Origin of the sequence: Halomonas sp. AOP13-D3-9, assembly GCF_052379125.1 — a bacterium.
In the GTDB taxonomy this organism is placed as follows: domain Bacteria; phylum Pseudomonadota; class Gammaproteobacteria; order Pseudomonadales; family Halomonadaceae; genus Vreelandella.
The window spans coordinates 71,870-83,957 of sequence record NZ_JBQSYH010000024.1; the positions used below are offsets into that span (position 1 = coordinate 71,870).

A 12,088-nucleotide genomic window follows, 5' to 3' on the forward strand; every position below is an offset into this window, starting at 1 on the left:
ATGCTTTTACCAACATCGCTTAGGAACAACATGACTCGCTTAACGACGACGCAAAAACTCTGGGGAACGCTGGGCATTATCTGGATCGCCATGCTGCTGCTAGTCGGCTGGTTGGCCCTGGAGAATCGCCAGACGATTGAGAACGAACGCCGCGACAGCATCCAATACGTAGTGGAAAGCGTGCATGGCCAGCTTGCAGCCCTGCAAGAACGGGTAGCCGCCGGTGAGCTTAGCCTTGAAGAGGCTCAGCAGCGCGCCATCGACAATATGTCCAGCGTTAGCTTTGGCGGCGGTGAGTATATTTTCTCCTTTGATGACGACCTAAGGATTGTTTCTCACCCCAACCGCCCCCGCGGTGAAGACATGAGCGCCTACCAGGATGCCAGTGGCATGGATCTCTACGCCGCTTTTCGAGAGGCAGCTCAGGCCGGTGGCGGGCACGTTGATTACTATTCCCGTCGTATCACTGGCGATGAGCAGGTACCGAAAATCAGTTATGTGGCCTACCTTCCAGAGTGGCAGTGGTCGCTCGCGGCGGGCGTTTATGTCGACGATATTAATGAAGCCTTTATTGCCGGTTTGATTCGCTCAATAGTAATACTGCTGATCATTGGCCTGCCGGTAACGCTGCTGATGGGCTGGGTTATTCGTGATGTCGCGCGCAGGTTAGGGGGCGACCCACGTTATGCAGCCAGCGTAGTACGCCATATTGCTGACGGTGACTTGACCCAAACCACCCAGCTTTCGCCGAAGGATCAGCAGAGCTTACTTTTTGATATCAACCGTATGCGTGAAACCCTGGCCAATACCATTGGCGATATTCATCACGGGGCGAATCAGGTTAACAGCGGTGTTGAACAGATTGTGGGGGTTAACGAAGAGCTTTCCACACGTACTGAAGAGCAGGCCGCCTCGTTGGCCGAAACGGCCTCCAGCATGGAGCAGCTCACCGCCACAGTTAAGCAAAATGCCGAACATGCGGATCACGCACGAACACTTGCCACACGCACCGCTGACAGTGCCCAGCGCGGCAGTGACTCAATGTCTACGGTGATCGCCACCATGGGGACGATTAACGAAAGCGCCACCCAAATGAGCAGCATCGTTAACACCATTGATGGCATTGCCTTCCAAACCAATATCTTGGCGCTTAACGCCTCGGTGGAAGCTGCACGCGCCGGTGAACAAGGGCGCGGCTTTGCCGTTGTCGCCAATGAGGTCCGCCAACTCGCCAGCCGTTCGGCCGCCGCCGCCCAAGAGATCAAAACCTTGATCGAAGCGTCGGATAGCAAAGTGATGGAAGGCAGCCGTCAAGTGCGTGATACCGGCGATGTGATCAATAGCATGGTCGATGACATCAAGCAGCTCAGCACACTGGTTCAGGAGATTTCTGCGGCCACCATTGAGCAGAGCAGCGGCATTGAGCAGGTCAATCAGGCAGTAACCCAAATGGACCAAATGACCCAGCAGAATGCCGGTCTGGTACAAGAGAGCAACCACGCCACCCAGGCACTTGCACAGCTCAGCGATCAGCTGCGCCAACTGGTTGCCCACTTCCGCATTAACCAGAGTGTAGAGCGTACGCAGGCATTGCCCACCTCCTCACCTACCCCTCTGGCTGCTCGACAACACAGCGATTTTTAACAATGGCGAACGCTAAGTGTTAAATATCAAGGGCTAAGAAAAAGGCCAGTTGCACTAGGTCAACTGGCCTTTTTAATGGATAAACGGTTTTTGAGGTAATCATGAATAAAAAGACAGCTAAATAGAGCCGTTACACCTTACCTTGATTATCTAGTTCGACCGCCTCGTGCATACGTGTAAGCAGGTCTGGCACCGCGGCCTGCACCCGATTCCAACTGGGGATAAAGGGCCGCTCTCGTGGGTTATCCATAAACAGATTGCCTGCTTCGAGTAGGTTACTGGCAAACAGCTCTACGGCCTGCTCTTCACTATGGCGGTCAAGGCTTAGCCCATTCATGGTGGCATCGTGATCGTAGGCTTCAATCAAATCCAGCGCAAAGCGGTAATAGGTGGCTTTAAGGGTGCGGAAATCTTCGCTGCTAAAAGTAATGCCCTGGGTGGCCAGTTTGCGATAGAGCGCTTTTGAAATATCCAGACTCATGCGGTTTAGGCCGCCATTGGGGTCGTCCTCACTGACCGGCTGATGTTTATGGTCGTAGGCATCGGCAATATCCACCTGGCAGAGCTGCCGCAGAGAGTAATTACGCTGCAACTCCGACAGCACACCAATTTCCAGGCCCCAATCCGCCGGCATACGAATTCCCTCAAGCACTTCGCTACGCATCGCAAACTCTCCCGAGAGCGGATAACGAAAACTATCCAGGTAATCGAGATACGGCATCGGCCCGCAGACAGTTTTAAGCGCCCGCAACAGCGGTGTAACTAACAGACGTGATACGCGCCCGTTCAGCTTGCCCTCGGCAATGCGTGGGTAATAACCTTTGCAGAAGCTGTAGTTGAAATTGGGGTGAGCCACCGGATACATCAAGCGCGCCAGCAGTCCCCTCTCATAGGTCAAAATATCGCAGTCGTGCAACCCCACCACCGCCGAACGCCCTGACGACAGCATATAGCCTGCGCAGTACCACACATTGCGCCCCTTGCCGGGCTCCAGTGAGCCTAGCCCATGCTCTTCCAACTCTGCATCCAGGGCGCGCAGCCGTGGGCCGTCGTTCCATAAAATGCGCGTGTGCTGGGGCAGGCGAGAGAAGAAATCGCGCGCGTACAAAAACTGCTCCCGATCGGCACGATCCAGGCCAATGACAATTTCATTGAGATACGGGACTTTAACCAACTCATCGACGATCGCCGACAGTGCAGGCCCTTCCAGCTCCGAAAACAGCGACGGCAGAATCAGCCCCATGGGGCGTCGTCGAGCAAACTGGCACAGCTCTTGTTCCAGCTCCTCCACCGAGCGCCGGGTAAGGTTGTGAAAGTCGGTAATAATTCCGTTTTGATGAAAGTCACTCATGCACTTACCTCCCTGCATTCAAAGAACTGTACTCAAAGAACTGGATTCCGAGAACACAGCAGCATCTTTCTCCGCCGTCGCTAAACGGCGGTCATCTCGCCCCCACCAGTAGGCCACCCCCTCGGCCCAGCCGGTTGGCCCTGTTGCCTCGGTGCGATAAAGCGAAGTGTTATGGGGCTCAACGGCTAAGTCGTGGCAACCACGGATCACGACCGCTTGATCGACTGCTTCGAGCATGGTGATATCGTTCGGCCCATCTCCTAACCCTAAGGAAAGCGGCGCGCGGCCTCTTAATGCCGTAAAACGTTTAACCAGCCACTCGACGGCATTGCCCTTATCGGCGGAGAGCCCCATAACATGCCAAAAACGCCCGCCTTGAGTCAGCTGTAGTCCATCCCCTTCTAAAGCAGCGCGAAACGCCTCCAAAGCCGCTTGGGTGTCCTGCCACAGCAGCGGCTCACTGCCTTCCCGCTGCCTTGCATCCCGGGCGCGAACTGCGTCAAGCCCAGTGAGTTCCATCACCTCGGGGACACTCAGCTCCCCCATGCGAGTGAAACGAATATCCAGACGTTCACGCCATACCTTCAATCGGGCACGAATAAAGCCAACATCCACACCAGGATGCTTGATAACGACACCATCGCGACCACTTCCTGGGCGGTCCAAGCGCGCATGGCACCAGCCTGGCGGCAGACCAATAACCGCCCCGTTTTCCGCAATAAACGGCGTTGCTGTGAGGCCCAGCGCTTCGCGCAGGGGAATCAGTTCGGCACGGGTTTTACTGGTCACCGGAATCACCGGCACCCCCATCTGCTTTAGACGGGCAAGCCAGGGGGCCGCAGGGCTGAAGTCATAACTGTGATGATCAAGCAGCGAGCCATCTAGATCGGTCACTACCAGCCGAGGCTGCAGAGCGGGATCAACCGACGGAGTTGATGCTGCTGAAGGCGTTGATGCGGAGAGACGAGCGGATTCAGGCATGGCACTACCTCTTTTCGGCCTTAACGCATGCTGACGACATCATGTCTAGAACATCAAATGGGCGCAGACCAGCAATTAATTGACTATCAAGAGCATAGCAATTTATAAGCCAAAATGGAGAAGTGCCGGTTCAACAACGAGTTACACCGAATCTTACGGGATAAAACATTCGGAAAACCCACAAGCACCAAAAAGGGGCAGTCTAGGCGCGCCAAAAGGGTGCATGAAACAGATCGGTGCGCCTCTTGTTACTACAAACCTTCTACAACTTTCTGCAACCTCTACGTTTTTCTAAGAAAAAAGCGCATTAGCACTGACTAAAGTGGCAATAAAGCTATAAATAAACGTCACAGCACTTGGCAACGCCTTATAAATAGCTATACTAGACCTGTACCCACTGGTGATCCTGTACACCCCTCACCTGATGCCAGTGGGCTGCAGTGAGCCAAGCCCTTTGATGCCCGCCTCCCCCGGCGGGCTTTTTTTTGCCCCACCGAAGAGGGCGCCTGCGGCACCCTTCGCGCGCTGGAAGCGCCCTCCTACAATTTAATAGAACCTCGCAACAGTGAGTATTCACCCACTACTCGACATGAATCACCACTTCAACCCGCCGGTTGCGCGCACGCCCTTCCGCTGTGGCGTTGCTTTCCAATGGCTTTGTGGCCGCCAAACCTACGGCGCGTAGCCGCTCAGCATCCACTCCGGCGGCTTCCAGCGCTTCCACGATGGCAATAGCGCGAGCGCTAGACAATGCCCAGTTAGACGAGAACTCATCAGTGCTAATGGTCTGACTATCCGAGTGGCCCTCAACCCATACTTCGCCATCATAGCGTTGAATTGTCTCCAGCAAACTGCCCACTAGTGACGATCCATCGCTGGTTAACTCAGCCGTTGCAGATGGGAATAGCAGTTGATCCTGCACGCGAAGACTAATCCCTTCCGCCACCCGCGAAACTTCCACACCGTCAAGATCGGGCAGGTAAGTAGACTCTGCAACGCGCAGGGAGAGCGCCTGATCCAGGGCAAGGGCTCCCGCTACCGATTCATCACTCACTGCTTGCACATTCACTGGGGGGCGATCAGTTAACACCACCATGTAGTCTGCCAAGGGCGATGTAAAATTTTCGCTGCCCGCGGGCATCAGCAGTTTTGGCAGAGTGATCGTCGGCTCGACGGGGGGCGCTGGCGCTGCCAAAAGCGGCGGGACACCAAAGCTTGTTCGACGGCGCGGTAAATCCGTCAGCGTGGGCAGCCCTGCCACGCCGAGCGCCGCGCTAATGGCCATAGGGTTCAATCCGGCCTGGCGCCACCGGACAACGCTGGCACGCTCATGGTTTACCTGGGCCAACGGCTCGGGTAGAGGGACTTCCCATGCAGGTGTTGATGTGTAGGCGTATTCGCTAGCTTTCTCGCTATCCTCCTGATTCCACTTAGGGATTACCGGCCCAGCAGCGGCGATAATGACCACAAATAGCGCTACCAACAGCGTCATAATATCGAGGTAACTAATCATCCATCCGCTACCGCTATCGCTTTCATGGTAAGCCGACATCAGCGAATCATGGCGCGGGCCGCTGCGGTGATCTTCAAGCATTGGTATTATCGCTCATTCAAGTTTTTAACCTCTTGGCCGATCTAGCTAGGTATAATCAGAATTAAGTAAGTCGAAATGGGTACTTAAAAACTCAGCAAATCACGTTAGGCACGCCGTATTAGGCATGGCAAACTAAGCAAAGTGAACAGTCTATCAAAAGCCGTTTTGTAGCGAAAAAGGAACCCGCAGGTGCGCATCCGTCCCAGACTATTTCCATTTCCCTCTTTTTTTATACGTCCTGTGAGCCTGGGGCTGGCAAGCTTAATGCTTAGCGGCTGCTTTTATGCCAATACCTCCCAAGCGCCGATTGCCACTACTTACCCCTATAGCGAACAGCAGCGTATGCAGGCCGCCCATCACTGGGATGTACTGGCCCGCCACGAAGCTACCAGTATTTTGCAGCGTGAGCGTGTTCGCAATCGCGATTTACACATCAGTGAGTCAGATAGTGAAGCACTGCACGCCTACAGTGGCGGTGAATTTGGCCGCGGCTTTCGCGCCCTGCTGACCAGCGAACTGGTCTCACGGGGCGCCAACCTCACCACTGTGCCCACTGCAAACAGTGCCAATATTACCTTTGATGTCGAAGTCGTCGAACACCGGGACCGTGGTTTTATCCGCCCACCCGTCGGTGCATTTACTGCACTCACCGCAGGCATCGCGGTGGCCACTATACCGTTTAATCACTGGAGCGAACCTGCTCTGGGCTTAATCCCTGCGGGCATGCTCGCTGATACCACCAGCGGTAGCTGGACGAATACGGGCAACGAAGAGATCATCGTGACCACGCAGATTATCGACGGCGAGCGAATTCTCTACTCTTCGTCCAACATTTACTACATTAATGCCGGTGATCGTCGTCAATATGCGCCAAACCGCGTGCCTCAGGCACCTGCCACCCCTTCCGTTCCTCTTACTGATACGTGGTAATTTCATGCTGATGACACTTTTCGCTACACGGCGCATTCGCTCTATTAGCCACACCTCCCAAGCGGTGGCCATTGGCATGACGCTACTGTTACTGGCTGGCTGCGGTGCGCTGGGCAATGCTAACAACATGCCCGCCGAACCGGAACCCGATCTTTCTGAATTGGTTCATACTGCTGCCGAGCAGATGGTTGCCAGCAATCCAGAGCTAACGCGCTATAGCCCCATGATTGCCGCTACCTTTGTCAGCATCGATAATTTAAGCCAGTCCTCCACGCTGGGGCGTATGACCTCAGAAATTATGGCCTCAGCGTTATCCCGCCAGGGCATGCAGGTACGCGAAGTTAAAATGCGCGACAGCATGTTTATTGAAGAGAGCGTGGGCGAGCTAATTCTTTCACGGCAAGTTCAGCGCTTAACCGCCCAGCACAACGCCCGATCAATATTGATGGGCACCTACGCGCAAGGCCAAGACTACGTCTATGTGAGTGCTCGGGTGGTGCGGGCAGGCGATGCAATGGTGCTCGGCAGCGCCGATTTCCGCCTGCCGCTCAATAACAACACCCGCAGCTTGTTAGAGGGTCAAGGGGGTTGGTGATACTCCTAGTTGACTCCTCTTAAACAGCCAATGATGTCATTGGCTGTCTCATTTTTTTTAACGCACTGCTCCAACTTATGGTTATGAAATAGAGAACTATACTGATAAATCCCTAGTTCCAATGCATGGTGCATTTGCAGGTCAGCGAAGTCGTCGCGGGGTAAACGGCTAATAGCATCAATATCAACGCGATAAAGCGGCATAGTGGGTTCTTTAATCTCAACCATCATTTTTTCTGATTCAGAAATAAGTATCAGCAAGCCCTTGCGTGCTAAGAGCTCGCAGGCGCTATGGACTATTTCACTATCGATCTGTAAACGATGCAGCAGGTGGAAGCGGTTCGTTACTGCTGATGAGAACTGACGATTTTGCGCAAAAATGGGCAAGGCGGTCTTCTCATGAAGCGGGACTATGCACTGCCGGTCAATGCCTAGTTGAAAGCCGCTTTTAGTATCCTTAGAGGGCATTAGCGAGAATGGATACACTTGCACGCAGTGAGGTACAAACATTCAATTCAGCGAATTACTATTTTTAATTTTGATATTTGGCAGAGAAATAACACCAGGTACGACAACCATCAGCCAGCGCTTCTGATAGCGCATAATGACAATAGGAAAGTGGGCTGATGCCTCTGCCATCTCGCTCAAGCTGATGGGAATCCACGTGTACTTACGCTCCAGTACCTCACTTTTGTTACAGCGCCAACCCAACTCGGCGTGTTCGGTATAGCTCAACAGCACTTGTCGCGAATACCAATTTATCATGGAGCCCCCTAACAAAGGGAAAGGACGCTGCGCACCATGCCTGAGGTACCAACGAGTATAGGGTAAGTTGCCTCCCCCGTCCTCTCACACCACCGGGCACCGAAGCGTCGGACCGACGGTTCCGTACTACGGCGGTTCATGCAGAACGTTTGAGCCATCTTACCGTATCGAGTATCGAGATCAGGCCCTGGTCGTAGAACCATTTCCTTGGCAGGGCCTGATTCATGTGCGAGGCTCCGGCGTTCCACCAGGGCGGGCCCTCGACCATTGCCCGCCGATTTCCAAGCACGGTACGCATCCAGTCCTAGCCCTCGGAGTTTACGGCGTTGAGTCGCCGGACCGCTTCCATTGCCGCCAGACCAAGCCGCGTAAGTGGCGGAGCATCCATTGATCCAGCACGTCAAGGGGCCTTCACATCCACAAGGCTAGGCGCCCCCGACTGAAGTAGTGAGCCCATCCCTGCAGGAGTGGCCTCAACCCTTCGATTGTCCGCTGGATGTTACCCACTGCCACGTTTCAGGATCTCACGGACACGCTGCATCATACGCTTCAGGCTGGTCTTGGCCAGCGTCAGTTTCGACTGCTTGTGCTGGGTGAGACTGTAGCCTAGATAGCCGCGTTTCCATGGCCGATCCACCGCACTTTTCGTGCGGTTAACCGTCAGCTGAAGTGAGCTCTCGAGATGCTCACTCAAGCTGTCCATGACACGCTCGCCTGCCCGCCGACTTTTGACATACACCTGCACGTCATCGGCATAGCGGCAGAAGCGGTAACCTCGGCGTTCCAGCTCCTTGTCCATGTCGTCGATGTTCACCAGCAGCGGGCTGAGTGGCCCGCCTTGGTGCGTTCTCTGCTTTCTCGGCGTGGGTAAGCCGTGCTGGAGGAACATGCCCGCCTCCAGGTAGCGGCGGATCAGACGCAGCACGCGCTTATCGTCAACGCGCCGCGCCACCCGTGCCATCAGCAGGTCGTGATTCACTCGGTCGAAGAAGGCTTCCAGGTCAAGATCAACCACCCAGCGGTGGCCGTTGCCTTCATGGCCGCGACGGCTTGCTTCGCGCTGCGTTTGGGGCGGTAACCGTAACTCGACGCGGAGAACGCTGGGTCGAAGATCGGCATGAGCACCTTGGACAGCGCTTGTTGGATTAGCCGATCAGTGACCGTGGGAATGCCGAGCTGTCGTGTCCCGCCCTTGGGTTTGGGGATGGCGGCGGCTCGGATCGGGCTGGGGTGACACTCGTCGGCCAATAGCCGCTCGCGCAGCGTTGGCCAATGCTGTTTTAGGTGATCCGCCAGTTGATGCACCGTCATGTCATCGACACCCAGCGCGCCTTTGTTGGCAACCACCTTACGGTAAGCTCGCGCCATGTGCTTCGGGTCAACGACCCGTTCCATGAGCGAGGCTGACTCCGCTTTCGTCCATGATAACGACGTCCGGCTCGTCTCGACGCTCACCGGCCGGAACTCGGGGTACTGCCCCTGCCCCTCTGGATAAGTGACGGCATTAGCGTCGGTTTCTGTCTTCATGATCGATCCTCGAGACGTTATCGCCTACTCGTGGTTCTTCATGTTCGGCCCTTGGTGCCGGGGTGAATCGACACTTACTATGACCTCGGCTGACGTCTGATGACCCACCCCGTCGCCTCTCGACACCGGTAGCACCGTGGCAGACCACCAGACCTCCCAGGGTAAGACGCGCGACGTTGTTCGGCGCATCCATGCGCCTCACCTTTCAGGCTTACGCTCAAATTCGTTCCCGACGAATTTGTCCCGCTTATGCCTATCAGATTTACGTTATGGCGTTCCGTGCAAGTATTGGGCTTTGGTGAGTGTTGCCACCTTACCCCGCCATGGCGCCTCGTATCCTCTTTCTGTTCGGCTAGGCGCCCCCGTCGAGCCAGCGTTTTGCATCGGGCCTCCTTCAGATTCCCCCCACGCGAGGGACCCCCTTGCCGTCGGCTAGCACTTCCCCTTGCCGGGCGTGCAGGGGACTTTCACCCCCAAGTAATCCTGAGCCCCCCAGTAACAGCGCCAGTCAAGGCGCTGCGCGCCATGACTGGCGCCCAACAAAAAACGGGAGGCCCCATGGGCCACCCGTTTTTTGGGCCTTCCTTAGCCAAGGAGACTGGTTATGGCTGCTTACTTATAAACTGGCAGCCGCGCACAAACCTCGGCTACTTTATCCAACACCTGGGCTTCGATGGCGCTGGTGTCTTCGCCTTTGGCCAGTACATCGAGAATGTCACAGATCCAGCCTGCTAGCTCGGTACACTCTTGTTCGCCAAAACCGCGCGTGGTCACTGCCGGCGTGCCAATGCGCAAGCCGGAGGTGACAAACGGGCTTTGCGGGTCGTTAGGCACAGCGTTCTTGTTGACGGTGATGTGGGCACGTCCCAACGCCGCATCCGCATCTTTACCCGTTACACCCTGTTTGATCAGCGAGAGCAGGAAGAGGTGGTCTTCGGTGCCGCCGGAAACGATGTCATAACCGCGATCGATAAACACCTTAGCCATCGCCTTGGCGTTTTTAACCACCTGCTGCTGGTAGGTTTTAAACTCTGGCGCCATGGCTTCTTTGAAACACACTGCCTTGGCCGCGATCACGTGCATCAACGGGCCGCCCTGGCCACCAGGGAAAACCGCTGACTGCAGCTTTTTCTCGATATCAGCGTCGTTTTCCGCTGAGAGAATCACGCCGCTGCGGGGTCCACGCAGTGTTTTATGGGTAGTGGAGGTGACCACGTGGGCATGGGGCAAGGGGCTGGGATAAACACCGGCGGCGACCAGGCCGGAGACGTGGGCCATATCAACCAGTAAGTAAGCGCCCACTTCATCGGCAATTTCACGGAACTTGGCCCAATCAATGATTTGCGAGTAGGCGGAGAAACCGGCGATGATCATCTTGGGTTTGTGCTCACGAGCAAGCTGGGCTACTTGCTCGTAATCGATCAGCTCTTGCTCATTCAAGCCGTACTGAATGGCATTGTAGTGCTTGCCCGAGAAGTTAGGTTTGGCACCGTGGGTTAGGTGGCCACCCGCATCCAGGCTCATGCCTAAAATCGTATCGCCGGGTTTAACGAGCGCTTGGAACACCGCGCTGTTAGCTTGCGAACCCGAGTGGGGCTGAACGTTCACGTAGGTAGCGCCGAATAGCTCTTTGGCGTAATCGATGGCCAGATTCTCAGCGATATCGACGAACTCACAGCCGCCGTAGTAGCGCTTGCCGGGGTAGCCTTCGGCGTATTTGTTAGTCAGTTGGCTGCCCTGGGCTTCGAGTACGCGGGGGCTGGCATAGTTTTCGGAAGCGATCAGCTCAATGTGGGCCTCTTGGCGCGCCACTTCTTTCTGCATGGCATCAAACAGCACATCATCGAATCCGGCAATTGTCATATCGCGGCTGAACATCGGCGGGAACCTCGTAACGAGAAAGGGTCATCATGGGAAAAGCGAGGGCGCCATCATAACGCAGCCTGACGCGACTTTCATCGCATCCTCGTCAGGTCGTACATGAGCAGCATTCATCTTAAAGATTTGAGGGGTGGTCTGCTGAGGGGGCCTGATCGCCCGACAAGTCGGGCTCCTACATTGGCTGGATGCTTGGAGCGGGTTTTGTAGGAGCCCAATTTATTGGGCGATTAGGAAATATCGAGGTATTGCAGGTCATTACTGCTAGATGGCCTGATCGCCCGACAAGTCGGGCTCCTACATTGGCTGGATGCTTGGAGCGGGTTTTGTAGGAGCCCAATTTATTGGGCGATTAGGAAATATCGAGGTACTGCAGGTCATTGCTGCTAGACGGCCTGATCGCCCGACAAGTCGGGCTCCTACATTGGCTGGATGCTTGGAGCGGGTTTTGTAGGAGGCCAATTTATTGGGCGATCAGGAAATATCGAGGTACTGCAGGTCATTGCTGCTAGATGGCCTGATCGCCCGACAAGTCGGGCTCCTACATTGGCTGGGTGCTTGAAGCGGGTTTTGTAGGAGGCCAATTTATTGGGCGATCAGGAAATATCGAGGTACTGCAGGTCATTACTGCTAGATGGCCTGATCGCCCGACAAGTCGGGCTCCTACATTGGCTGGGTGCTTGAAGCGGGTTTTGTAGGAGGCCAATTTATTGGGCGATTAGGAAATATCGAGGTACTGCAGGTCATTGCTGCTAGATGGCCTGATCGCCCGACAAGTCGGGCTCCTACATTGGCTGGGTGCTTGGAGCGGGTTTTGTAGGAGC

Annotated in this window: 9 protein-coding genes and 1 pseudogene; 3 read left to right on the forward strand and 7 right to left on the reverse strand. The window is 55.3% G+C overall.

The features are described from left to right. The first annotated feature begins 30 nt into the window (after positions 1-30). Positions 31-1,644 (forward strand): methyl-accepting chemotaxis protein, encoded by a 1,614-nt coding sequence (locus ACT3UM_RS21850; RefSeq protein WP_498902158.1) that lies wholly within the window; start codon positions 31-33, stop codon positions 1,642-1,644. Positions 1,645-1,774: 130 nt separating this feature from the next. Here the strand turns inward: ACT3UM_RS21850 and ACT3UM_RS21855 are convergent, their stop codons facing one another. The 3 genes from ACT3UM_RS21855 to ACT3UM_RS21865 all read right to left on the reverse strand — a co-directional run bounded on the left by ACT3UM_RS21855 (position 1,775) and on the right by ACT3UM_RS21865 (position 5,570). Further along, entirely contained in the window at positions 1,775-2,995 is a 1,221-nt protein-coding gene (locus ACT3UM_RS21855) for a glycosyltransferase family protein (protein ID WP_498902159.1), read from the reverse strand. An 18-nt stretch (positions 2,996-3,013) separates the two neighbouring features. After that, entirely contained in the window at positions 3,014-3,976 is a 963-nt protein-coding gene (locus tag ACT3UM_RS21860) for an HAD-IIB family hydrolase (RefSeq protein WP_498902160.1), read from the reverse strand. A 580-nt stretch (positions 3,977-4,556) separates the two neighbouring features. Further along, a complete protein-coding gene (locus ACT3UM_RS21865) occupies positions 4,557-5,570 on the reverse strand; it encodes an OmpA family protein (RefSeq protein ID WP_498902161.1) in 1,014 nt (337 codons plus the stop codon). A 264-nt stretch (positions 5,571-5,834) separates the two neighbouring features. Between ACT3UM_RS21865 and ACT3UM_RS21870 the strand changes: the two genes are divergently transcribed. Both ACT3UM_RS21870 and ACT3UM_RS21875 read left to right on the forward strand, forming a co-directional pair. Next, entirely contained in the window at positions 5,835-6,500 is a 666-nt protein-coding gene (locus ACT3UM_RS21870) for a hypothetical protein (RefSeq protein WP_498902168.1), read from the forward strand. Positions 6,501-6,504: 4 nt separating this feature from the next. After that, positions 6,505-7,095: a FlgO family outer membrane protein gene (locus ACT3UM_RS21875; RefSeq protein ID WP_498902162.1), complete on the forward strand. Its 591-nt coding sequence runs from the start codon at positions 6,505-6,507 to the stop codon at positions 7,093-7,095. Between the two features lie 5 nt (positions 7,096-7,100). Here the strand turns inward: ACT3UM_RS21875 and ACT3UM_RS21880 are convergent. From ACT3UM_RS21880 to glyA, 4 genes and pseudogenes are all read right to left on the reverse strand, one after another. After that, positions 7,101-7,859: pseudogene (locus ACT3UM_RS21880) on the reverse strand (SapC family protein). 499 nt (positions 7,860-8,358) lie between these two features. Then, the gene (locus ACT3UM_RS21885; protein ID WP_498902163.1) at positions 8,359-8,874 is read right to left on the reverse strand and encodes a reverse transcriptase domain-containing protein; all 516 of its coding nucleotides are present in this window, start codon (positions 8,872-8,874) and stop codon (positions 8,359-8,361) included. Further along, on the reverse strand, positions 8,835-9,386 hold the full coding sequence (locus ACT3UM_RS21890) for a hypothetical protein (protein WP_498902164.1): 552 nt from the start codon (positions 9,384-9,386) through the stop codon (positions 8,835-8,837). The genes ACT3UM_RS21885 and ACT3UM_RS21890 overlap by 40 nt, the downstream gene beginning before the upstream one ends. Before the next feature lie 612 nt (positions 9,387-9,998). Beyond that, complete coding sequence (gene glyA / locus ACT3UM_RS21895) at positions 9,999-11,264, reverse strand: serine hydroxymethyltransferase (RefSeq protein ID WP_498902165.1); 1,266 nt, start codon at positions 11,262-11,264, stop codon at positions 9,999-10,001. Positions 11,265-12,088 lie beyond the last annotated feature (824 nt).